The sequence below is a fragment of the Actinoplanes sp. NPDC021490 genome (assembly GCF_055562135.1).
Genome location: NZ_JBVHFW010000014.1, coordinates 139,350 through 159,520, shown reverse-complemented (window position 1 = coordinate 159,520; position 20,171 = coordinate 139,350). Strand labels below are relative to the sequence as shown.

Sequence of the window (20,171 nt, the reverse complement as noted above, 5' to 3'; positions counted from 1 at the left end):
CAGGTCGCGGCATGTTGTGGCCCACGAAACCGCAAGTAGACAGTCCCGCGCCCGAGGTGCCGTCGATCTCGGCGGCCGATGTAGAGGCCGCGCGGGCCGCCATGGCGTGCGCCGGGCCTGCCCCCCGATCGGCGCCGAGTAGCGCGGTCTGACCGCATGTTTGTCCTACGAAGAGGAAGCTCCCGCCTAACAGGGGAGCACCCGGATGGCTGAGATCGGTCAGCGCATCCGCGATGTCCGTATCGGCGCTTCAGCTCAGCGCTCAGTTAGCCGAGCGCGTCGGCGTTCCCCGGACCTGGTTCAGGCCGGAGCGTCAACGCCTGAATCGCGGCGCCGTCGGCCCGGGGACGTGGTTTCAGGCTGGTCGTCTAGGCACGGGATTGCGATGCCGTTTGCCCGGGGGGCGTGGTCTCAGGCTGGAGGTCTGGGTCCGGGGTCGTGAGGCCGTTTGCCCGGGGGCGTGGTTTCGAGCTGGAGGTCTAGGTCCGGGACCGTGACGCCGTCTGACCGGGACGTGGTTTCGAGCTGGAGGTCTACCCCCGGGGTCACGACCCGTCTGCCCGGGACGTGGTTTCAGGCCGGAGGGTCAACGGCCGAGTCACGGCGCTGTCCGGGATTGCCGCGCCCCGATGCCCAACTGGCGTTGCTGGCGCCGAGATGGGTGCGCCACCGGATGTTCCGCGCGCGGTGGTTGGCGAACTGCTCAACGCGCGCCGGGCGACGACGTTGCGTGCGTTGAACCGCCGGCTTGGGACCGCGCGAGCCGTTGTGCGAGGGGCCTCATGGCCGTAACCCGCGCACTCGGCACGGGCGTCCGCCAGGGGCCGGATGGCAAGGACTGATGGCGGCGACGCCATCGAGCTGGCGCTGGCCGGGCGTCGGGCCTCCGCCTGCCGGCCGGTCGGGCGGGAGGCGCGAGCCATGGATGTGCTGGTCAGGTTGGCGGCCGCCTCTTACTTGCGGTTGTAGAGACGCATTGTCAGGGTGCCGAAGATGGCGACCAAGGCGGCGCTCGCGATCAGGGTCCACGTGATCTCGGGCATGTCGGGGGAGCCGGCCATGATGGAGCGGATTGCTGAGACCAGGTGGGAGACCGGGTTGACGTTGACGAAGGCCTGCAGCCAGCCGGGCATGGTGGAGGGGTCGACGAAGACGTTGCTGAGGAATGTGAGCGGGAACAGGACCAGCATGCTTACGCCCATTACCGACTTCTCGGATCTCAGGAACAGGCCGAACATCGTCCAGATCCAGGAGAACGCGAACGAGAAGACGACTAGCAGGGCGATGCCGCCTAGGACGCCGGGCACGCCGCCGCCGGGACGGAAGCCCAGGATCAGGCCCACGATCATGATGGTCGTGGCGGCCAGAATGTAGCGCAGCACGTCGCCGAAGATCATGCCGACCAGGGCGGCCGGGCGCCACACCGGCAGCGTGCGGAAGCGGTCGAAGACGCCCTTCTCGATGTCGGTGTTCAGGCCCACGCCGGTGTACATCGTGATCATTACGACGCTGGTGACCATGATGCCGGGCAGGAAGAACTGCAGATATTCGCGCGTCGAGCCGGCCAGCGCGCCGCCGAACAGGTACGTGAACATCAGCGTCATGATGATCGGGAACGCGGTCACGTCGAACAGCTGCTCGGGCACGTGCTTGATCTTGAGGATGGCCCGCCAGCCGAACGTGAGCGACGCCGACAGGGCGCTCGGGCGTTTGGGCCGGTCGGCCCGCGCCAGCACGGCGCCCAGCGTTTCGCTCGACGGCGCGTAGGCGGCAACCGTCTCGGTGTCCGTCGTGGTGCTCATGCCGCCACCTTCCGATCGGTCAGGGCCAGGAAGACCTCGTCGAGGCTGGGCTGCCCCAGCGAGAAGTCGTCGACCACGATGCCCGCGGCGGCCAGCTGCCCCAGCGCCCGCGACGCCAGCTCGGCCGCACCGCGCTCGGACCCACCGGCCTCGGCCCGCGCGCTCAGCGCCACCGGGTCGGGCTCCTGCTGAACGGCCGTGCCCAGCACCTCGGCGAGGATCCGCTCGGCGGCCGGGCGCTGAGCCGCGTCACGCAGCCGCACGTGGATCGTGCCCGCGCCGATCGACGACTTGAGCTGCCCAGGCGTGCCCTCGGCGATCACCCGGCCGTGGTCGATCACCGCGATCCGGCCGGCCAGCTGGTCGGCCTCGTCGAGATATTGGGTCGTGAGCAGCACCGTCGTGCCGTTCGCGACCACGATCCGCACGATGTCCCACACCTGGTTGCGGCTGCGCGGGTCGAGCCCGGTCGTCGGCTCGTCGAGGAACAGCAGATCGGGTGTGTTGAGGATGCTGGCGCCGATGTCGATGCGCCGCCGCATGCCGCCCGAGTATTTCTTGACCTGCCGGTCGGCCGCCTCGGTCAGCCCGAATGCGGCCAGCAGCTGATCGGCCCGCAGCCGCGCCTGCGCCCGGGAATGACCGAGTAGCCGGGCCAGCAGGACCAGGTTTTCCGCGCCGGTCAGATCCTCGTCGACCGACGCGTACTGCCCGGTGAGACTGACCCGGCTGCGCACCGCGTCGGCCTCGCGCACCACGTCGTGCCCGAACACCCGCGCCGCCCCGCCGTCGGGACGCAGCAGCGTGGCCAGCATGCGGACCACCGTGGTCTTGCCCGCCCCGTTCGGCCCGAGCAGGCCGTAGACCGTGCCCGGCGGAACCGTCAGATCGACCCCGTCGACGGCTCGGTTGTCTCCGAACGTCTTGACGAGCCCGGCTGTCTCGATGGCCGGTGCGTTCATGGTCAGTCCCTCCGTTGGGCTTGAATGACATCTTGGCGGAGGGGTATGACAGTTTCCCGGAAGCGGTTAGGTTGCGACCATGTGTGTCGACAGAGTGACCCGCCGTTCCCTGCTCCTCGGCGCGGCGGCGACGGCAGGCGCGGCGGCGACGGCCACCGCGGCAGCCACGGCCACCGCGGTGGCCACACCGGCCCCCGCCCAGGCGGCGCGGCGACGATCCGGCCTGCAGGACCTCACCCATGTGGTGACGCCGTCGTTCCCGGCCTTCGAACCGGGCGAGGAGCCGTCCCGCCGCACGGTCACCTCGATCCCGGCCGACGGCTACTACATGCAGGAATGGACGATCCTCGAGCACTTCGGGACGCACGTGGACGCACCGGCCCACTTCACCGCCGGGGGGCGTACGTCGGAGGAACTGGCTCTGGAGGAACTGATCACGCCCGCCGTGGTCATCGACATCGCGCGCCGGGCGGCCCGGGAGCCCGACACCGCGGTGACCGTGGCCGACCTGGTGGCGTACGAGCGCAGGTACGACCGGATCCCCAAGAACGCCTCGGTGCTGCTGTTCAGCGGATGGGCGGCCAAGGCCGGCGACGTGGCGGCCTATCGGGGCACGGACAGCCAGGGCACCCTGCACTTCCCGGGATTCAGCGTGGACGCGTGCGAGTGGCTGCTCGCCAAACGCAAGATCCGCTGCCTCGGGGTGGACACGCTGAGTATCGATCCCGGCATCTCCGAGGGCTTCGAGACGCATCTGGCCCTGACCGGCGCCGACCGGTACGGGGTGGAGAACCTCGCCGGCCTCGGTGGCGTCCCGCGGCACGGGGCCACGCTGACCGTCGGGCTCGTTCCCTACCAGGACGGATCGGGAGGGCAGGCCCGGGTCTTCGCGACCTGGTGAGTGGCGCTCGGAGGGCAGAGTATTCGGTGTCCCCGGGAAGTTTCATGAAGATCCTTCGAACCCGGGGACAGACTTCCGACGTACAGTGCGATCGGGAGCACTGCTCGACTAGGAGGTCGATCGGGATGAGCACCGAGGACAAGCGCAGGGAGTTCGACGACATCGTCGCCCGCCTGACCACGGATTACCCCACCCTGTCCCGCGCACCCTGGCCCCGCTGGCCCCGGCCGGTGCTCATCACCGTGCTCGTGACCGCGGGGATCGTCTGGGGCCTGCTCTCGGTGGCGATGGTCGCCTGGGGAGCGCGCGGCGTCCTGCTTGCCTGCGCGGTCGTCACCGTCGCGGCGGTGGCCGCGATACTCGACGCCCGAAAATCCTAGGCCTCAGCGGAAGGGCCCGGTCACGCAGTACGTGATGCCGCCGGAGGACGCTCCGGAGGTTCCGCGCTGTGACGAGAAATAGAGCCGGTTCCCGGCCGGTGTGAAGGCCGGGCCGGTGATCTCGGACGAGCCCTGCCCGCTGATCCGCAGGAACACCGAGATCTTGTCGTCCGGCGTGATCAGGCAGATCTCCATGTTCCCGCCGTCCTCGGCCACGTAGAGATCGCCCGACGCCGTCCCGGTGACGTTGTCGACGCCGGTCAGCGGGGCCGTGCCCGAAGCGACCAGGCTGTCGTCGTACGCCAGCTCGTAGGTGCCGGCGGCCAGGTTGACCTGCCACACGCGGTTGTCGCCCTTGGTGGTGAACCAGACCGTGTTGCCGGCGTAGTGGCAGCCCTCGCCGCCGTTGAACGACTTGGCGCCGGCCACCTGATAGCGGGTCTGGGTCGGCGAGCCGTCCGGGTCGGGCACGTCGGCCCAGGTGAACGAGCCCGAGGTGGCGGTGCCGGCCCGGAACACCTGCAGCGTGCCCGCGGACAGGTTGCCCCAGGTGGCCGGGATGTAGCGGTAGAACTTGCCGTCGGTCTCGTCCTCGGTCAGATAGATGACCTGGCGTACGGGGTCGGCCGCGGCCGCCTCGTGCTTGAACCGGCCCATCGCCGGCCGCGCCACCGCCGATCCGCCCAGCGGGTACGTCTCCCACACCCGGCCCAGGCTGACCTCCTCGCACGACAGCCAGGTGTTCCAGGGCGTCTTGCCGCCCGCGCAGTTCTGGTTGGTGCCGCTGAGGATCCTCGACGCCCCGGTGACCTGCCCGCTCGCGTTGAACACGATCCGCGACGCCCCGCCGCCCGCGCTCGACGACACCTCCGAGTTCGACACGTAGATCCAGCCGCTGCCGTCCGGGATGACCGCGCCGCCGTCGGGGGCGTCGTGCCACACGTACGACGTTCCCGGCACCGTCTGCCGCGAGCGAGCCACCACCTGGCTGGTGAACCCGGCCGGCAGCCGGAGGCCGTTGGCGTCGGCGGCCTGCAGAGCCCCGTACGGGCCGGTGGCGTTCTGCGCGGGCGCCGCGTACGCGGCCGGCCAGGCGGTGAACGGCAGCGCGAGCCCACCGGCCCCGGCAACGGTGGCACGCAGCAGGGTGCGACGATCCATGGAAATCTCCCTCATCGGCAGCGGTCCTGACAGGCTGCGGGCCGCCCCTGACCGCCGGGTGAACGCCGCGCGGCCAGTTATCGACGACCATCGAAGTCTTACTGTTCATTCTCATGCGCGTACGCCGGTACACCACCGTCTCGGAGCGGCTGGCCGCCCTCGACGACACCCGCCTCCTGACGTTGCTGGGCGAGGGCCGGGCCCCGGCCACCGGGATCGGCGGCAGCACCACCCGGATCGCCGTCGACGGGGTGCCGGTGTTCGTCAAGCGGGTGCCGCTGACCGACCTCGAGCGGGAGCCCGGCCACCTCGGCTCGACGGCCAATCTGTTCGGTCTGCCCGCGTTCTACCAGTACGGAATCGGCTCGGCCGGGTTCGGCGCGTGGCGGGAGCTCGCGGCGCACACCATGACCACCGAGTGGGTGCTGGACGGGCGGTACGGCGGTTTCCCACTCCTCTACCACTGGCGCGTGCTGCCCCAGAGGCCCGTCCCGGGTGAGGTGGAGCGGTGGGCCGAGCAATGGGACGGCGACGACGCGATCCGGGGCCGGCTCCGGGCGATCGACGCCGCCTCGGCCGCCGTGGTGCTGTTCGTGGAACACGTCCCGTACACGGTGGACACCTGGCTGAGCGCGCACCCGGGCGAGGCGGCGTACGCGATGGTCGACCGCGAACTGCGCGAGGGCACGGAGTTTCTGCGCGCTCAGGGGTTCGCGCATTTCGACGCGCACTTCCGCAACCTGCTGACCGACGGGCAGCGCCTCTACTTCGCCGATTTCGGCCTGGCCACCAGCACCCGGTTCGATCTGGACCCGGCCGAGACCGGCTTCCTGCACCGGCATCGGCAGTACGACCGCGCCTACACCGCGGCCCACCTCACGCAGTGGCTGGTCAGTTCGCTGCTGGGCGTCTCCTGGGGGGAGGCCCGCGACCACCTGCGGTCCGGCGCGGATCCGGCCGCCCTCGGACTGCCCGCGGCGGCCGCCGGCATCGTGGCCCGGCACCTGCCGGTGGCCCGGATCATGGCCACCTTCAACGAGAAGCTCGAGAACGTCAGCAAGCGGACGCCGTTCCCGGCCGGCGAGCTCGACGAGGCGCTCCGAATAGGGGCCTAGTCGTCCCCGCCGTGGTTCGCGTGCTCGCTGGCGCGGGGGACGCCGCCGGAGCACGTGATCTTCAGGTCGACGTGCCGGTCGTCGCTCTCGAAGCGAACCTCGGCCTCGTCGTCCGGGCCCTGATCGACGTCGCGCACCTCGTAGCCCGGCTTCGGCGACCAGCTCTCCAGGAACGCCTGATTGCCCGCGCAACCGGCGATCACGACCCCGCCCGAGCTGGGGAAGCTGGTCAGCTTGGGCGGCCGGGCAGAGGGCGGCCGCATGGCCGGCGCGGAAGCGGACGACGGTGCCGGGGACGACGGTGCCGGGGACGGCGTTGCCGCGGCGAGCGCGCGCGACACGTCCTGCTCGCTGAGCACGCCCCCGGCCGTGCCGGTCAGGCTGTCGCCGACCAGGCGGATGCCGCCCAGCCCGGCGACGGTGGCGACGAGGGCGGCGGCCAGCCAGCCGGCGCCGGCCACGAGCGAACGGGGTGCCTGCATGGACAGCAACTATGCCGGACCGGGGGCTAAGACTGTCTCCGGACCAGGCTAAGAGACGGTTAAGGGCGCAGGTCGCGGCGCCCGGGCCGACTACGCTTCGGCCAATGGCCCGGCTGCTGCTGATCGAGGATGACGCGACCATCCGTACGCCCCTGATGCGGGCCCTCAAGGAGCGCGGCCACGCCGTCGCCTCCGTCGCGACCGCCATGGAGGGCGTGCAGTCCGCGCTCACCGACCGGCCCGACCTGGTCGTCCTTGATCTGGGGCTGCCCGACCTCGACGGCCGCGAGGTGCTGCGGATGCTGCGTGCGGTCAGCCAGGTGCCGGTGATCGTGGCCACCGCCCGCGACGACGAGACCGAGATCGTCCGGGTGCTCGACGCGGGCGCCGACGACTACGTGGTCAAGCCGTTCACCGCGGCCCAGATGGAGTCGCGGATCCGGGCCGTGCTGCGCCGCGGCGCCACCCCGCAGGCCGATCCCACCATCACCGTCGGCGAGCTGGTCATCGACCCGGCGGGGCGGCAGGTGCGGCTGGCCGGGCGGAACGTCGAGCTCACGCCGCGCGAGTTCGACCTGCTGCACCATCTGGCCACCCGGGCCGGGCAGGTGGTGACCAAGCGCGAGCTGCTGACCGAGGTCTGGCAGATCCCGTACGGCGGAGCCGACAAGACGGTCGACGTGCACCTGTCGTGGCTGCGCCGCAAGCTGGGCGAAAGCGCCACCGCGCCCCGCTACCTGCACACCGTACGGGGAGTCGGGGTTCGCCTGGGCACGCCGGAACCGCAGTCGTGAGGGCTCAGCTCCGCCTGCTCGTGCTGGCCACCACGAGCCTCATGATGATCGCCTTCCTGGTGCCTCTGGCCTTCCTCGTACGCCAGGTCGCGCAGGACCGGGCGACCGTGCGCGCGACCGCCGACCTCCAGAGCATCATCACCGACGTCGGCCGGGCCGGGCCGGACGAGCTGCGCCTGACCGTCGAGCAACTGGCCGTCACGTCGGGCCGCCCGATCACCGTCTATCTGCCCGACCGGACCGTGCTCGGCACCCGGCAGGCGGCCACCCCGGCCGTCGAGCTGGCCCGGCTGCGCGGCCGCAGCCTGACCGTCGAGTCCGGCGGCGGCCGCGAGATCGTCATGTCGGTGCAGGGCCGCGAAGGCACGGCGGTCATCCGTACGGTGGTGTCACCGGCCGAGGGCGGCGCCGGCGTCACCCGCTCCTGGATCGTGCTGTCCGCCCTGGGCGCGCTGCTGGTCGCGCTGGGTGTCGTGGTCGCCGACCGGCTGGCCCGGACGATCACCCGCCCGATCACGAACCTGTCCGCAGTCTCGCACCGGCTGGCCGGCGCCGAGCTGACCGCCCGCGCCGCCCCGGAGGGCCCGGCCGAGGTGCGCGAGGTGGCCGGCGCCCTCAACCACCTGGCCGGCCGCATCCAGGAGCTGCTGCGGGCAGAACGCGAGCAGGTCGCCGACCTGTCGCACCGGCTGCGCACCCCGCTGACCGCGCTGCGCCTCGAGGCCGAGGGCCTGCGCGACGAAGACGAGAGCGCCCGCCTCAGCGCCGCCGCCGACGCCCTCGAACGCGCGGTGAGCGGCCTGATCCAGCAGGCCCGCCGCCGCACCGACCCGGAGACGGCCGAGCCCGCCCGGTGCGACGCGGCCGAGGTGGTGGCCGACCGGTCGGCGTTCTGGGCGGTGCTGGCCGAGGACACCGGCCGCGAGATGTCGGTCGACCTGGTGCCCGGCCCGCAGCCGGTCGCGGTCTCGGCCGACGAGCTGGCCGCCGCGGTCGACGCCCTGCTCGGCAACGTCTTCGCCCACACCCCCGACGAGACCCCTTTCTCCGTACGCCTGGAGGTCGTGCCGGCCGGGGTCCGGCTCACGATCGCCGACCGCGGCCCCGGCATGCCCGCCGGTCTCGTGCGCCGGGGGGTCAGCGGCGGCGACTCGACCGGCCTGGGACTCGACATCGCCCGGAGGGCGGCCCAGACCGCCGGGGGACAGTTCGAGATCCGCGGCGACGAGGGCGGCTCGGTGGTGACGATGCTCTTAACCCGGCCTTAGCGATCATGCAGCGCGCCGCTATCCAAGAAAGCGGGATGGTTCCTCCAGTCAGCCACAACAACCAGGAGGAAACACCATGAAGCGCTCGTACGCCATCGCCGCCGCCGTCGGTGCGGCCGCTGTTCTGGGCATCACCGGCACGGCCCTGGCCGCCGGCGGGAACGACGCGAGCCCGTCGCCGTCGCCGTCGGCCAGTCCGTCCTCGGAGGTGCTTCGCGGCGACGGCAGCGTCGACGACAACAGCAGCGCGTCGCCGTCGCCCTTCGAGACCGTCGAGCCGGGCTCGGTCACCCCGGCCCCGCGCACGAGCAGCCCGTCGGCCACCACGGGCCTGGGCAGCGCGGCCGGCAACGCCGCCACCTCGATCTCGATCGCGCAGGCCAAGGCGAAGGCCCTGTCGGTCGTCGGCGGGGGCCGGGTGACCAAGGTGGAGGCGGAGACCGAGCACGGCCGGGCCATCTGGGAGGTCGAGGTGATCTACAACGGCGTCGAGCACGACCTCGACATCGACCGGCGGACCGGCGCCGTCACCGACCACGACAGCGACCGCGCCGACGACCGGGGCCGGAGCGGGGACGACGACCGCAGCGGCCGGCACGGTGGCGGCGACGACCGCAGTGGCCGGCACGGCGGCGACGACGACTGAGGGAACGGCCGGTGTGCCGGTCCGGTCGGAGGGGGCCGGATCGGCGAACGAACAAGCGCGGCGGGTGGCTGGGTCCGGGGGCGGGCCCGGCCACCGTTCGTTCGCGGGTGGCGCCGGGCCGCCAATGTCAAGCCCCTCATGATCTTGCAATCGGGCCGCGGCCAAGTAAGGCTTACCTAACGCCGTGTATCGGCGGGCGCCATCGTCGTACCCGAAAGGTCGTGCCTCATGACCGAGTTCGCCGCCCGGATCCGCCGTGCCACCATGGCCGAGCACCGCGAGGCCGAGACCCGCGGCTTCATCTCCCGGCTGATGGCCGGGGAGGTCCCGCAGCCGGGGTACGCCGAGCTGACCGCCCAGTACCTGCACATCTACCGCGAGCTGGAGGCGGCCGCGGCCCGGATGCGCACCGACGAGGTCGCCGCCGGGTTCGCCGATCCGCTGCTCGACCGGGTGCCCTCGCTCGAGGCCGACGTGCAGTATCTGGGCTCGGCCGGCGTGCGCCCGCTGGAGTCCACCCGGCGCTACGTGGCCCGGCTGCGCGAGCACTGCCACGACTCGGCCGTCCACTTCATCGCCCACCACTACGTGCGCTACCTGGGCGACCTCAGCGGCGGCCTGATGGTCGGGCGGTCGGTGGCCCAGACCTACGGGCTCGGGCCGGGCGGCGTCGCGTTCTACTCGTTCCTCGACATCCCGGACAGCAAGGCCTACAAGCGCGCCTACCGTACGCGGCTCGACTCGCTGCCCGCCGTGTTCGGGCCGGCCGAGCTGGACGCGCTCGTGGCCGAGTCCCAGCTCGCGTTCAAGCTCAACGCCGCCCTCTTCACCGAGATGGGCCTCCGATTCTCCGAGGTCGCCCCCGCGGCATAACTTGGGACCATGGTTATCCCGTACGCCCCCCTTCCCGGAACGGACGGCCCGGCCGGAGAGTCGTACGCGGTGGCCCTGGTCCGTGGGGGAGACCGCGAACAGGTGACCGCGGTGCTCCGCCGGCTCCGGTTCAGCGGCTGGGTCGGCGCGCCGGACAACGGCTGGCTGCCGATCGTCACCCGGACGGGCACGGTCGCAGCCGGCCGGCGGGGCATTGTCGAGGTCGGCGCCGAACTGCCGGGCACCGTCCTGGTCGTCCGGGTTCTCACCGACCGGCAGCTGGCCCTGGTGGCCTGGTCGGACGGCGAGGAACTGGCCCGCTATGTCAGCGACCCGTCCCGCGAGCCGGGCGCCGAGGACGACGTGCTCGACGACCCGCTCGGGGTGGGGGACGCCGCCGGGTTCGCCGCGGCCGCCGGGCACCCGGAACACGCGGGCGACCTGGCCGGGCTGCTGGACGAGCGGCTCGACCCCGACTCGGTCAACGAATCCGAGCGGCTGTCCCGGGTGCTGCGCCTGCTCGGCCTGCCGACCTGGCTGGTCGCGGCGGCCACGCTGCCCCGCGACATCCCCACCGGCCCGCGGGCGCGTGATCTGACCCGGCTCGGGTTCGGGCTTCCCGGCGTACGGGGGAAGGCTCTTGATCGGTTTGTGCGGCCCGTGCGTCGCCGGCGCCCGCCTCCACCGGTGATCGCCGACCCGCCGACCGGTGGCGGCATGGACCCCTGGCTGCTCTAGAAGACCTGGGGCAGTTTCCAGGTCGCGTCGGCGCCGGTGACCTTGTCGATGCCCGGGCCCAGGGTGGGCTGCACGATCGCCTTCTTGATCACCCAGTTGGTGGCGAGCAGCTGGTAGCCCTCCTTGGTCGCGTACCGGGCGCCGACCCAGTTCTTCGCGCCCACGCTGCGCATCTTCGTCAGCTTGTACGCCTTGGCGAACTCGCTCATCTTCTTGAGGAACGCGGCCACCTTGCGCAGCAGGTTGGCCAGTTTCATGCCGACCGTGGCCGCGCGCGTGCCCGCCACCGCGGCCTCGATGCCACCGGCCGCCGCCCCGGCCGCCAGCGACGCCCCCGCGGTGATGAACGACGAGGCCAGGGCCACGATGATGGTGACGATCAGCCACGCGATGAGCTCGCGGACGATCTGCTCGACCAGCTCCTGAGCCTGTTGCGCCGCCTCGGCCGAGCCGTCCAGCAGCTCGGCGGTCCCCCGGAAGTGCCCGGCGATCTCGGCGAACGACTGGTTGACCTCGGTCAGCTCCTGGTTGAAGGCGGCCGCGGCGTCACCCTCCCAGTACGACAACAGGTCCGTACGGGCGGACAGCTCGGCCTCGGCGTGCGCCTCCAGCTGGTCCGCGGCGTTGCGCCACGCCTCCGCCTTGGCGCGGAGCTGGTCGGGGTCGCCGGTGACCTGGTCGAGCGGGTTGGACAGGAACCCGACGATCGGCTTGATCACCGAGTAGGCCTCGCCGGCCGGGCCCAGCCACTGCTCGATGCGGTCGGCGCCGCTCGGGGCCCGGGTCACTTGTTGCTCCCGTTGACCCGGGTGGCGGCGGCCTGGTCGGTGCGCTCGTAGTCCTCGCGCAGCTCGCGGAACGCCTGGCTCAGGTCGGAGAACGCGTCGGCGCCGTTGCGAAGCGTCTCCAGCCCGTCGGTGGTGCGCTGCTCGTAGACCTCGGCGCAGTCGCGGGAATCGGGGAGCAGCCCGAAACTGTCCTCGGTGACGTCGGCGTCGACCAAGAACCGCCGGGTCGACTCGAAGGACCCGCTCAGGTCGTCCATCGCCGCCGCGTACCGGCTCAGGGCGTCCAGATAGACCGATACCGGTTGTCCCACGCGCTTTCTCCCCCTGGTTACTGCGGCTGTTTCACTGCGGCGCCCCGATCGCCTCGACCACCGCCTCGGCCAGGCTGGGCGGGGCGCAGACCAGCATGCATCCCGACCCGTCACGGAAACCGGCCAGCAGTCTGCCCCGCCGGAGCGCGCCCGCCGGGGCCGAGACGGCACCCAGGATAGCGACCCTGTCCACCGTGTACCGCTCCCGTGCGATCTGATCGGACGGACCGAACCACTTGCCGAGCCCGCCGGACGCGCGGGGCACCACGTCGATCTCCACGATCAGCAGCCGCCGGTCGGTGACCGCGACGGTGGGGGAGGTGATCCGGCCGATCGCCTCGTGCAGCCGCCGGCCCTGCGTGCCCGGTGCGCCGATCACCGCGCGGCCCCAGACCGCCTGCTGGACGGCGTTGCCGGGCGCCGAGCCGAGTCCCACTAGGATGGTCGGGTCCAGCAGGTTCAGCAGCTCGTCGCGCGCCGAGACCTCCTCGGTCGTGCCCGGATCCTGCACCACGGGCGAGGCCGCGAGCAGCCGTTCGGAATCCTGCAGGAGGCCGTCGAACGCGGGCGCGACCTTCGTGGTGTAGTCCTTCACCGCCATCGCACCAGGATGGCACGTCCCCCGGGAGGCATCGATGCCGGAGATCCGCGATTTCACCGACCTTGCGGCGTACGCGCAGGAGCAGCTGGAGCGAATCTCCCGGATGCAGAACGACATGGACGGCGCCGAGGGGCAGGGCGTCTCCCCGCAGCGGTACGCCCGGGCGCGCACCGGGCCGGGCGGCCGGGTCCTCGAGCTGCGCCTCGACCCGGACGCGTCGTCGCTGCCGGTCGCCGACCTGGCCGACGAGATCGTGGCGGCCGTCAACGCCGCCCAGGCCGACTACGCCACGCAGACCAGCGAGATCATGGCGCCGCTGCTCGAGCCGCGGCCGAGTGACACCTTCGACGACGGCATCCGGCGGCTGGACGCCCTGACCGACGACCTCGACCGCCTGATGCAGCGCCGCGAGCTGCGGTAGGACAAGCCCTAGCTGTCGACCAGGCGGGGGATCGCCGAGAAGGTCAGGTTCGGGTCGTAGCGTCGTTTGAGCGCCTGCAGCCGTTCGAGGTTGGGGCCGAACGAGTCGCGGGCCCGCGGGTCCTCGTCCGGGCCGAGCAGGTTGGGATAGCCGCCGGGCAGCGCCAGCGGCTCCAGCGACTCGGCGACCCGGACGGCCCAGGCGCGGTGCTCGTCGGGGGAGTCGTCCGGCGCCCACGACGCGATGATCTCGACCGGGTGATGCGGGGCGCGCTGGGCGAAGGCGGTGGCGGCCGGATCGACCCGGGCCGCGGCGCCGTGGAAATGGTTGAGGATCAGCGCCGAACAGCGTCCGAGGCCGGACGCCGCCTCGGTCAGGGCGTCCGCCGCGGCCGGGGACACCGTGGACAGCGAGCGGCTGCGCAGCAGATAGTGGTTGCCCTCGACGATTGAGGCGTCGAACATGCGCAGCGCCCCCGCGTACGGCATCGGCATGATCTGATCGACGACCGGGTGGCCGAGCGTGCGCAGCCGGGCGATCACCCGTTCCCCGGCGCCCAGGTCGGATCCGCTCCAGAACGGGCAGAGGAACGCCATCGGCCCCTGCGGCCCCGGCAGGAACCCGGTCATGACGGTCAGGTCGTCCCGGTCCTCGGCGACGATCTCGGCGTAGCCGTTGAGCACGGCCCGGCCCTCGGCGGCCGGGAACATCAGGATGCCGGCGAGCACGGCCGGCAACTCGTGCAGCCGGTAGCGCAGCGCGGTCACCACCCCGAAGTTGGCCCCGCCGCCGCGCAGCGCCCACCACAGGTCGGTGTCGTCGTCCGGCCCCGCGACCACGGTCGAGCCGTCGGCCAGCACGACGTCGGCGCCGAGCAGGTTGTCGGCGGCCAGGCCATATCGCCCGATCAACGACCCGTAGCCCCCGGCCGTGGTCAGCCCGGCCAGGCCGACCCCGCCGACCACACCGGTGGCCGCGACCATCCCGTACGGGGTGATCGCGCCGACCAGATCGTCGGTGAGCGCGCCGCCCTGCACGGTGGCCGTGTGCTTCGCGGCGTCGACGGTGACCGCCCGCATGCCGGTCAGATCGAGGACGATCCCGCCGTTTGTGAGGGCGCGGCCGGCCCAGTCGTGGCCGCCGGCCCGTACGGAGAGAGGAACCCCGTTGTCCACGGCGATCCGGACCACGTCGCGCACTTCGCCGGCGTCGGCACACCGGGCGATCATGGCCGGTTGCGTGGTCACGGCCGAGTTCCAGACCCGGCGGGCCTCGGGGAAGCCGACCTCGCCCTCGGATATGAGCCGTTCACCGAGCCGGTCTCGCAGCGCCTTCTCCGCATCCGCAACGCTCATGGCGCCTCCCGGGCCGCAGTGGACGGTCGCCCGAACCGTAGTGCGCGCTCCCCAAGACCACCGTCACAAAGACGACTCTCCCCTGCCGGGGCATCAACCAACCCAGCCTCCTAGGATGCCTTAGGCGGTGTGCTGTGGTGCGGATCGTGCGCGATCATGAAGGTCGCGCTTGAGGAGGGTGTTCGTGCTGGAGACGCCGTACGTGGCCGTTGATGTTGAAGTGCTCGACCGCAACCTGGCCGGGATGGCGGCCGCGGCTCGGGAGCGTGGACTGGCTCTGCGGCCGCACGCCAAGACGCACAAGTGTCTCGAGATCGCGCGGCGGCAGATCGAGCATGGGGCGGCCGGGCTGACCGTCGCGACGGTCAGCGAGGCCGAAGTGTTCGCGGCCGGCGGCATCGAAGACCTGTTCCTCGCGTACCCGATCTGGCCGTCGCCGGGCCGCGCCGGGCGTCTGCGGGCTCTGGCCGAGCGGGTCGCGCTGCGGGTGGGGATCGACTCGGTGGAGAGCGCCGAAGCGCTGACCCGGGCCGTTGGTCCGCTCGACGTGCTGGTCGAGCTGGACAGCGGGCATCATCGCAGCGGTGTGCAGCCCGCCGACGCCCTCAAGCTGGCCGAGGCGGCCGAGCGGGCCGGGCATCGGGTGCGCGGCGTCTTCACGTTCCCGGGGCACAGTTACGGTCCCGGGCTGCAGCAGCAGGCGGCCCTGGATGAGGCCAAGGCCCTGGCCGATGCCGGACTGCGGGCCGAGGTGCGCAGCGGCGGCTCGACACCGACGGCGGCGCTGGCCGAGACCGGTCCACTGACCGAGATCCGGCCCGGCGTCTACGTCTTCAACGATGCCCAGCAGGTGGAGCTGGGCACTTGCGGCTGGGACGACGTCGCGCTGACCGTGATGGCGACGGTTGTCAGTCGTACGGGGAAACGGGCGATCGTCGACGCCGGATCGAAGGTGCTCGGCGCCGACCGTCTGGCCTGGGCGACGGGATTCGGACGCCTGCCCGATCACCCGGACGCGCGGATCGTCGCACTCTCCGAGCATCACGCCACCATCGAGTTCCCGGACGAGCCACCCGCCCGTGGCGACGTCCTGCGGGTGGCCCCCAACCACGTCTGCACGACCGTCAACCTGGCCGACGAACTGATCGTCGTCCGCGACGGCGGCGAGGTCGGCCGCTGGCCGGTGGCGGCCCGCGGCGCCAACACCTGAGCGAGCCGCTATAACGTGTCCGGGTGACATCGCCGTACCGCTCCGAGATCCGCCTCCGACTCGACGACCCCGCCGCGCAGCGGGATGTGATCGCCCTGGGGTATCGGCGGGAGGGGATAGCGCGCGGCGCCGGGCCGAACCGGGAGGACATGGTCGTCTGGGCGCGGCTCGAGGACGATCCCGAGGGTCCCGCGCCGCGGGCGCTGCCCGATCTGCCCGGCGGGGAGCTGACCGACGGCGTCATCCGGATCCGGCCGCTGCACCCGGACGATCTGGAGGGCTGGATCGAGCTGCGCAGCCTGCCCGAGGTGGTGGCCAGTTCGGTGCCGCCGGTCGCGCCGCCGCGGGAGGAGATCGAGAGGCTTTTCGCGTACGCGGAAGGTCGTTGGCTGGCCGGCGAGATGGCGGCGATGAGCATTCTGGACGCCCGGAGCGGCCGGTTCGCCGGGCAGATCGCGCTGTACTACTTCCAGCCGCACCAGCGTGAGGGGATGCTCGGTTACGGGGTGCTGCCGGCGTTCCGGGGGCGGGGCTACGCGCGCCGGGCGGTTCAACTCGTGACGAGGTGGGCGTTCAACGAGGCGCGGCTGCTGCGCGTGGTGGCGGGCACCGCGGTCGGCAATCTGGCCTCGCAGAAGACGTTGCAGGCGGCCGGGTTCGAGGTCGAGGGCAAGCAGCTGGGCATCCTGCCCGGCCCCAACGGTGGCCGTGTGGACGCGGTGCTTTATGTCAGACGCCGCCTCTAGGGTGAAACCCATGATTGCTCACCCGGGTGTCCGCTTCGCCGACCACACCGTCACCGTGCCGCTCGACCACCGGGACCCGGGTGGCGAGACGATCGAGGTGTTTGCCCGCGAGGTGGTGGCGGCCGACCGCGCCGGCGCCGATCTGCCGTGGCTGGTGTTTCTGCAGGGCGGTCCGGGTGGCAAGTCGCCGCGGCCGCTGCGGGCGGAAAGCTGGATCGGTCATGCCGTCCGGACACATCGGGTGCTGCTGCTCGACCAGCGGGGCACGGGCCGCAGCACGCCGCTGACGGCGAACTCGGTGGGGGAGCGGCCGGCCAAGGAGCTGGCCGACTATCTGAAGTTGTTCCGCGCCGACAGCATCGTGGCCGACGCCGAGATCCTGCGCGAGCGGCTGGCCGGCGGCGCCAAGTGGGACACGCTGGGGCAGAGCTACGGCGGGTTCGTCACGATGACCTATCTGTCGGCCGCCCCGCAGGGCTTGCGCACCTGTTACGTCACCGGCGGCCTGCCCGGGCTGACCGCGACGGCCGACGAGGTCTACGCGCGGACCTATCCGCGGGTGGCCGCCAAGAACGCCGAGTTCTATCGCGACTTCCCCGAGGATCGCGCGGTCGTGCGGCGAATAGCCGACCACCTCGCCTCGACCGACGTCCGGTTGCCCGACGGCGACCGCCTGACGCCCGAGCGGTTCCGGTTGCTCGGCGACAGCTTCGGCATGAGCTACGGCTACTCGCATGTGCACTGGCTACTCGACGAGGCCTGGCACGGCGATCAGCTGTCGGCCACTTTCCTGTACGACGTGATGGCCCACACCGGTTACGTCGACAAGCCGCTGTACGCCTTGCAGGAGTACTGCTACGGCCAGGGCGCCGTCCCCACCGGCTGGGCCGCCGCCCGCGCGCTGGCTTCCCGGCCCGACTTCGCCGCGAGCGCCGACCCGCTGCTGTTCACCGGCGAGATGATGTTCCCGTGGATGTTCTCGCAGATCGCCGCGCTGCGCCCCTTCGCCGGCGCGGCCGGCATCCTGGCCGAGACCGACGACTGGCCGGCGCTCTACGACGTGGCCCGGCTGGCCTCCAACGAGGTCCCGGTGCTGGCCGCCGTCTACGCCGACGACATGTATGTCGACGCGGGCCTCTCCCTGGAAACCGCGGCGGCGGTCGGCAACGTGCGCACGTGGGTGACCAACGAGCACGAGCACGACGGCCTGCGTTCGTCGGGTGATGTCGTGCTCGGCCACTTGATGGAGATGGCGTCGGGCATGCGCTGACCGGAATTCTGGCCTGTCCGGCTCTGGCCTGTCCGGTTCTGGCCTTGGGCTGGGCTCAGGCTTGCGCTGACCCGGGTAGGACGGCCAGGCCGGATCGGGCCACGATTTCCTGCAGGGCGGCGACGTGGCCCGCGAAGGCGCGCTGGCCGAGCGGGCTCAGCCGGACGGAGGTGCGGGGGCGTTTGCCGATGAACGACTTCTGGATGTCGACGTAGCCGGCGTCCTCGAGGGTGGTGAGCTGTTTCGACAGGGCCGAGTCGGTCAGCCCGACCTGGTCGCGCAGGAACTTGAACTCGGCCCACTCGGTGGCGGTCAGCAGGCTGACGATGGACAGCCGGGTCGGGGCGTGGATCAGCTCGTCGAAGCGGGGCTCGATCGGCCCGGGGGCTGCGGCCGGCTGGTGGCCGCTTGCGGGGGCTGTCACCGGCGGCCGGCCAGCGGGCGCGACAGCATCACACGGCGCAGGTAGGACATCAGGGCCGGGCCGCCGAACGCCAGGCCGGCAGCGACCGGGACGCAGCCGAGGGTGGCCGGGGCGGGCACGCCGAGAGCGTCGAGCGTGAAGCCGAGACCGAGCCCGAGACCGACGAGCACCAGCGTGAACGCGACGATGGCAGCCGCGCCGCGCACGCCGATCAGCGTGGTGCGGACCTGCACCGGCGAGCGGCGCAGCACGGCGACGACGAGCGTGGCCAGGCCCATGGCGTAGGCGACCGAGCCGGTCGCGACGAGCCAGGGGCGGCCGCTTTCGACGGCGGCCACGAACAGCAGTATGAGCAGCCCGATCGACGGCCAGAACCACCCCGGCACGAGGTTGGCGTCGACGACCTGAGCGCGGCGGGCCCGCACCTCGGCCAGGGCGAGTTCGGCGTCGACCGCTGGAATCTCCATTACTTCCCCCTTAGGCATGCACTTGCCTGCCAGGAAAGTATGCACTCCACTTTCCTGGCAGGCAAGTAGTTTCCCAGCCGTCTTAGTGGGGGCTCACCTTCAGCTGGGCGTCGGCCCACGCGGCTTCCCGCAGGGTGGCAAGGATGCGCTCCTGACCCTCCTCGTCCTGCCGGTCGATGAACAGCACGCCGTCGAGATGGTCGGTCTCGTGCTGGATGCACCGGGCGAGCAGGCCCGCCCCGACGATCTGCACCGGGTCGCCGTGCTTGGTCAGGCCCCGGGCGACCACGTTCATGCGGCGCCTGGTGTCCAGGTAGATCCCCGGAATCGACAGGCAGCCCTCCGGGCCGTTCTGCTCGTCGTCGTCGGGAAACTCGAGGCCGGGATTGATCAGGTGGTCGAGGCGGGCGTCGTTGCCGGGCAGGTCCGGGTTGATCGCGAACAGGCGCAGGCTCACCCCGATCTGCGGCGCGGCCAGCCCCGCGCCCCGCGATTGCTCGAGGGTCTGGCTCAGATCGCCGACCAGCTTGTGGAGCTCGGCGTCGAAAACAGTCACCGGCTCGGCGACCCGGCGCAGCACCGGATCGCCGACCTTCCGGATGTCCAACACAGTCATGCCAGGGACGGTACCCGTGTCCAGCCAGTGAGATCCGGCCTCGCGGGCGGCCCGTTTCCGATCAAATGACGCCCTGCCTCCGCCGTTCGATGACAGGTGCCGCATGCCGCACGGGAACGACCACGCGTGGCCCACGCGCGCCGCGGGACCACGCCACCGGGCCGCCGCCGCCCACCGCTGCCCGGCCACGCTCGCCCGCCGCCACGAAACCCGCCTGTCCGCGCGCCGTTCCCCACGCTGCCGCGACGCCGCCTTGCGCCTGTTCCTCCGCGAGCCGGCCCGGTAGCCGACACCCTCGGGGCGCCCTGTTCCGAAACGTGTTGTATCCAGAAACGCGATGTACCCAGAAACGCGATGTATCTGGGAACGCGATGTATCTGGGAACGGCCTGACTCTGGAAACGCGCTGGCTCTGAAAGTGCGAGCGTCGTCGCCTTCTCCGATCTATGCGAATCGCATACAGTTGTCTGCATGGAGCTGGAGTCGGCTGTCAGTGAGTGGCACGAGAGCGTGAACGACGGCGACCCGGGGAGGGCCGCCAAGGCCGTAGGGGATTCAATCGCCGTGCTGGGACCGCGAGGCACGGGTGCGCTCACTCCAGCGCAGTTCGCGGAGTGGGTTCAGCGGTCGGGGATCCGGCTGGTGCCTCGCGACTGGCATCCGGTCGGCAACCGGATCATGGTTGTCGAGCAGGACGCGACCTGGCCCGAAGACCTGGAGCGATCGACGCCGGCCGGGCCGCACAGCGCGACGCCGGCCGGGCCGCAGGACGCGACGCCGGCCGGGCCGCAGGACGCGACGCCGGCCGGGCCGCAGGACGCGACGCCGGCCGGGCCGCAGG

24 protein-coding genes and 1 pseudogene are annotated in these 20,171 nt (G+C 71.7%); 14 read left to right on the top strand and 11 right to left on the bottom strand.

Going from position 1 to position 20,171, the window contains the following annotated elements:
* Positions 1-953: 953 nt before the first annotated feature.
* Positions 954-1,802, bottom strand: coding sequence for an ABC transporter permease (locus ACZ3I4_RS32040; protein WP_465385780.1), 849 nt, complete (start codon positions 1,800-1,802; stop codon positions 954-956).
* Positions 1,799-2,764, bottom strand: a complete 966-nt coding sequence (locus tag ACZ3I4_RS32035; RefSeq protein WP_465385779.1) for an ATP-binding cassette domain-containing protein — start codon at positions 2,762-2,764, stop codon at positions 1,799-1,801. Before ACZ3I4_RS32035 ends, ACZ3I4_RS32040 begins: the two co-directional genes overlap by 4 nt.
* Before the next feature lie 79 nt (positions 2,765-2,843).
* Between ACZ3I4_RS32035 and ACZ3I4_RS32030 the strand changes: the two genes are divergently transcribed.
* Both ACZ3I4_RS32030 and ACZ3I4_RS32025 read left to right on the top strand, forming a co-directional pair.
* Positions 2,844-3,665, top strand: coding sequence for a cyclase family protein (locus ACZ3I4_RS32030; protein ID WP_465385778.1), 822 nt, complete (start codon positions 2,844-2,846; stop codon positions 3,663-3,665).
* A 125-nt stretch (positions 3,666-3,790) separates the two neighbouring features.
* On the top strand, positions 3,791-4,045 hold the full coding sequence (locus ACZ3I4_RS32025) for a hypothetical protein (RefSeq protein ID WP_465385777.1): 255 nt from the start codon (positions 3,791-3,793) through the stop codon (positions 4,043-4,045).
* 3 nt (positions 4,046-4,048) lie between these two features.
* On the opposite strand, the gene ACZ3I4_RS32020 is transcribed toward ACZ3I4_RS32025, so the two are convergent.
* Positions 4,049-5,206 carry an alkaline phosphatase PhoX gene (locus tag ACZ3I4_RS32020; RefSeq protein ID WP_465385776.1) on the bottom strand — a complete coding sequence of 386 codons (1,158 nt, stop codon included), beginning with the start codon at positions 5,204-5,206 and terminating at the stop codon, positions 4,049-4,051.
* 113 nt (positions 5,207-5,319) lie between these two features.
* On the opposite strand from ACZ3I4_RS32020, the gene ACZ3I4_RS32015 reads away from it, so the two are divergent.
* Entirely contained in the window at positions 5,320-6,321 is a 1,002-nt protein-coding gene (locus ACZ3I4_RS32015; RefSeq protein ID WP_465385775.1) for a serine/threonine protein phosphatase, read from the top strand.
* Here the strand turns inward: ACZ3I4_RS32015 and ACZ3I4_RS32010 are convergent.
* On the bottom strand, positions 6,318-6,803 hold the full coding sequence (locus ACZ3I4_RS32010) for a septum formation initiator (RefSeq protein WP_465385774.1): 486 nt from the start codon (positions 6,801-6,803) through the stop codon (positions 6,318-6,320). The genes ACZ3I4_RS32015 and ACZ3I4_RS32010 overlap by 4 nt on opposite strands.
* 104 nt (positions 6,804-6,907) lie before the next feature.
* On the opposite strand from ACZ3I4_RS32010, the gene ACZ3I4_RS32005 reads away from it, so the two are divergent.
* From ACZ3I4_RS32005 to ACZ3I4_RS31985, 5 genes are all read left to right on the top strand, one after another.
* Complete coding sequence (locus ACZ3I4_RS32005; protein WP_465385773.1) at positions 6,908-7,597, top strand: response regulator transcription factor; 690 nt, start codon at positions 6,908-6,910, stop codon at positions 7,595-7,597.
* Complete coding sequence (locus ACZ3I4_RS32000; protein ID WP_465385772.1) at positions 7,594-8,865, top strand: sensor histidine kinase; 1,272 nt, start codon at positions 7,594-7,596, stop codon at positions 8,863-8,865. Before ACZ3I4_RS32005 ends, ACZ3I4_RS32000 begins: the two co-directional genes overlap by 4 nt.
* A 76-nt stretch (positions 8,866-8,941) precedes the next feature.
* Positions 8,942-9,511 (top strand): PepSY domain-containing protein, encoded by a 570-nt coding sequence (locus ACZ3I4_RS31995; protein WP_465385771.1) that lies wholly within the window; start codon positions 8,942-8,944, stop codon positions 9,509-9,511.
* Positions 9,512-9,739: 228 nt separating this feature from the next.
* Positions 9,740-10,384 carry a biliverdin-producing heme oxygenase gene (locus ACZ3I4_RS31990; RefSeq protein ID WP_465385770.1) on the top strand — a complete coding sequence of 215 codons (645 nt, stop codon included), beginning with the start codon at positions 9,740-9,742 and terminating at the stop codon, positions 10,382-10,384.
* A gap of 9 nt (positions 10,385-10,393) precedes the next feature.
* Positions 10,394-11,122 (top strand): hypothetical protein, encoded by a 729-nt coding sequence (locus ACZ3I4_RS31985; RefSeq protein ID WP_465385769.1) that lies wholly within the window; start codon positions 10,394-10,396, stop codon positions 11,120-11,122.
* Here ACZ3I4_RS31985 and ACZ3I4_RS31980 read toward each other — a convergent pair.
* Genes ACZ3I4_RS31980 through ACZ3I4_RS31970 form a run of 3 tightly spaced genes read right to left on the bottom strand, consistent with a single transcriptional unit; the run spans position 11,119 to position 12,822 of the window.
* On the bottom strand, positions 11,119-11,910 hold the full coding sequence (locus ACZ3I4_RS31980) for a WXG100 family type VII secretion target (protein WP_465385768.1): 792 nt from the start codon (positions 11,908-11,910) through the stop codon (positions 11,119-11,121). The genes ACZ3I4_RS31985 and ACZ3I4_RS31980 overlap by 4 nt on opposite strands.
* A complete protein-coding gene (locus ACZ3I4_RS31975; RefSeq protein WP_465385767.1) occupies positions 11,907-12,221 on the bottom strand; it encodes a hypothetical protein in 315 nt (104 codons plus the stop codon). The genes ACZ3I4_RS31980 and ACZ3I4_RS31975 overlap by 4 nt, the downstream gene beginning before the upstream one ends.
* 31 nt (positions 12,222-12,252) lie before the next feature.
* The gene (locus ACZ3I4_RS31970; RefSeq protein ID WP_465385766.1) at positions 12,253-12,822 is read right to left on the bottom strand and encodes a hypothetical protein; all 570 of its coding nucleotides are present in this window, start codon (positions 12,820-12,822) and stop codon (positions 12,253-12,255) included.
* A gap of 34 nt (positions 12,823-12,856) precedes the next feature.
* Here ACZ3I4_RS31970 and ACZ3I4_RS31965 point away from each other — a divergent pair, with 34 nt between their 5' ends.
* Entirely contained in the window at positions 12,857-13,243 is a 387-nt protein-coding gene (locus tag ACZ3I4_RS31965) for a YbaB/EbfC family nucleoid-associated protein (RefSeq protein ID WP_465385765.1), read from the top strand.
* An 8-nt stretch (positions 13,244-13,251) separates the two neighbouring features.
* Here ACZ3I4_RS31965 and ACZ3I4_RS31960 read toward each other — a convergent pair whose 3' ends face one another.
* Positions 13,252-14,598: an FAD-binding oxidoreductase gene (locus tag ACZ3I4_RS31960; protein ID WP_465385764.1), complete on the bottom strand. Its 1,347-nt coding sequence runs from the start codon at positions 14,596-14,598 to the stop codon at positions 13,252-13,254.
* A 178-nt stretch (positions 14,599-14,776) separates the two neighbouring features.
* Here ACZ3I4_RS31960 and ACZ3I4_RS31955 point away from each other — a divergent pair, with 178 nt between their 5' ends.
* Genes ACZ3I4_RS31955 through ACZ3I4_RS31945 form a run of 3 tightly spaced genes read left to right on the top strand, consistent with a single transcriptional unit; the run spans position 14,777 to position 17,824 of the window.
* On the top strand, positions 14,777-15,808 hold the full coding sequence (locus ACZ3I4_RS31955) for an alanine racemase (RefSeq protein WP_465385897.1): 1,032 nt from the start codon (positions 14,777-14,779) through the stop codon (positions 15,806-15,808).
* 23 nt (positions 15,809-15,831) lie between these two features.
* The gene (locus ACZ3I4_RS31950) at positions 15,832-16,554 is read left to right on the top strand and encodes a GNAT family N-acetyltransferase (RefSeq protein ID WP_465385763.1); all 723 of its coding nucleotides are present in this window, start codon (positions 15,832-15,834) and stop codon (positions 16,552-16,554) included.
* A gap of 10 nt (positions 16,555-16,564) precedes the next feature.
* Positions 16,565-17,824 carry an alpha/beta fold hydrolase gene (locus ACZ3I4_RS31945; RefSeq protein WP_465385762.1) on the top strand — a complete coding sequence of 420 codons (1,260 nt, stop codon included), beginning with the start codon at positions 16,565-16,567 and terminating at the stop codon, positions 17,822-17,824.
* Positions 17,825-17,879: 55 nt separating this feature from the next.
* On the opposite strand, the gene ACZ3I4_RS31940 is transcribed toward ACZ3I4_RS31945, so the two are convergent.
* The 3 genes from ACZ3I4_RS31940 to def all read right to left on the bottom strand — a co-directional run bounded on the left by ACZ3I4_RS31940 (position 17,880) and on the right by def (position 19,331).
* A complete protein-coding gene (locus ACZ3I4_RS31940) occupies positions 17,880-18,248 on the bottom strand; it encodes a winged helix-turn-helix domain-containing protein (protein ID WP_465385761.1) in 369 nt (122 codons plus the stop codon).
* Positions 18,245-18,715: a hypothetical protein gene (locus tag ACZ3I4_RS31935; protein ID WP_465385760.1), complete on the bottom strand. Its 471-nt coding sequence runs from the start codon at positions 18,713-18,715 to the stop codon at positions 18,245-18,247. The genes ACZ3I4_RS31940 and ACZ3I4_RS31935 overlap by 4 nt, the downstream gene beginning before the upstream one ends.
* Positions 18,716-18,797: 82 nt before the next feature.
* Positions 18,798-19,331, bottom strand: a complete 534-nt coding sequence (gene def, locus ACZ3I4_RS31930) for a peptide deformylase (protein WP_465385759.1) — start codon at positions 19,329-19,331, stop codon at positions 18,798-18,800.
* A gap of 103 nt (positions 19,332-19,434) precedes the next feature.
* Here def and ACZ3I4_RS31925 point away from each other — a divergent pair, with 103 nt between their 5' ends.
* Both ACZ3I4_RS31925 and ACZ3I4_RS31920 read left to right on the top strand, forming a co-directional pair.
* Positions 19,435-19,617 carry a hypothetical protein gene (locus ACZ3I4_RS31925; protein ID WP_465385758.1) on the top strand — a complete coding sequence of 61 codons (183 nt, stop codon included), beginning with the start codon at positions 19,435-19,437 and terminating at the stop codon, positions 19,615-19,617.
* A 184-nt stretch (positions 19,618-19,801) separates the two neighbouring features.
* Positions 19,802-20,171: pseudogene (locus ACZ3I4_RS31920) on the top strand (hypothetical protein); the annotation flags it as partial.

What these genes read in the sequence shown, in the direction of transcription:
- ACZ3I4_RS31990 (WP_465385770.1), top strand. Translation starts at nt 9,740, where the DNA reads ATGACCGAGTTCGCCGCCCGGATCCGCCGTGCCACCATGGCCGAGCAC.
- ACZ3I4_RS32010 (WP_465385774.1), bottom strand. Translation starts at nt 6,803, where the DNA reads ATGCAGGCACCCCGTTCGCTCGTGGCCGGCGCCGGCTGGCTGGCCGCC.
- ACZ3I4_RS31945 (WP_465385762.1), top strand. Translation starts at nt 16,565, where the DNA reads ATGATTGCTCACCCGGGTGTCCGCTTCGCCGACCACACCGTCACCGTG.
- ACZ3I4_RS32015 (WP_465385775.1), top strand. Translation starts at nt 5,320, where the DNA reads ATGCGCGTACGCCGGTACACCACCGTCTCGGAGCGGCTGGCCGCCCTC.
- ACZ3I4_RS31935 (WP_465385760.1), bottom strand. Translation starts at nt 18,715, where the DNA reads ATGGAGATTCCAGCGGTCGACGCCGAACTCGCCCTGGCCGAGGTGCGG.
- def (WP_465385759.1), bottom strand. Translation starts at nt 19,331, where the DNA reads ATGACTGTGTTGGACATCCGGAAGGTCGGCGATCCGGTGCTGCGCCGG.
- ACZ3I4_RS32040 (WP_465385780.1), bottom strand. Translation starts at nt 1,802, where the DNA reads ATGAGCACCACGACGGACACCGAGACGGTTGCCGCCTACGCGCCGTCG.
- ACZ3I4_RS31925 (WP_465385758.1), top strand. Translation starts at nt 19,435, where the DNA reads ATGCCGCACGGGAACGACCACGCGTGGCCCACGCGCGCCGCGGGACCA.
- ACZ3I4_RS32025 (WP_465385777.1), top strand. Translation starts at nt 3,791, where the DNA reads ATGAGCACCGAGGACAAGCGCAGGGAGTTCGACGACATCGTCGCCCGC.
- ACZ3I4_RS31985 (WP_465385769.1), top strand. Translation starts at nt 10,394, where the DNA reads ATGGTTATCCCGTACGCCCCCCTTCCCGGAACGGACGGCCCGGCCGGA.
- ACZ3I4_RS31970 (WP_465385766.1), bottom strand. Translation starts at nt 12,822, where the DNA reads ATGGCGGTGAAGGACTACACCACGAAGGTCGCGCCCGCGTTCGACGGC.
- ACZ3I4_RS32030 (WP_465385778.1), top strand. Translation starts at nt 2,844, where the DNA reads ATGTGTGTCGACAGAGTGACCCGCCGTTCCCTGCTCCTCGGCGCGGCG.
- ACZ3I4_RS31965 (WP_465385765.1), top strand. Translation starts at nt 12,857, where the DNA reads ATGCCGGAGATCCGCGATTTCACCGACCTTGCGGCGTACGCGCAGGAG.
- ACZ3I4_RS32035 (WP_465385779.1), bottom strand. Translation starts at nt 2,764, where the DNA reads ATGAACGCACCGGCCATCGAGACAGCCGGGCTCGTCAAGACGTTCGGA.
- ACZ3I4_RS32020 (WP_465385776.1), bottom strand. Translation starts at nt 5,206, where the DNA reads ATGGATCGTCGCACCCTGCTGCGTGCCACCGTTGCCGGGGCCGGTGGG.
- ACZ3I4_RS32005 (WP_465385773.1), top strand. Translation starts at nt 6,908, where the DNA reads ATGGCCCGGCTGCTGCTGATCGAGGATGACGCGACCATCCGTACGCCC.
- ACZ3I4_RS31960 (WP_465385764.1), bottom strand. Translation starts at nt 14,598, where the DNA reads ATGAGCGTTGCGGATGCGGAGAAGGCGCTGCGAGACCGGCTCGGTGAA.
- ACZ3I4_RS31995 (WP_465385771.1), top strand. Translation starts at nt 8,942, where the DNA reads ATGAAGCGCTCGTACGCCATCGCCGCCGCCGTCGGTGCGGCCGCTGTT.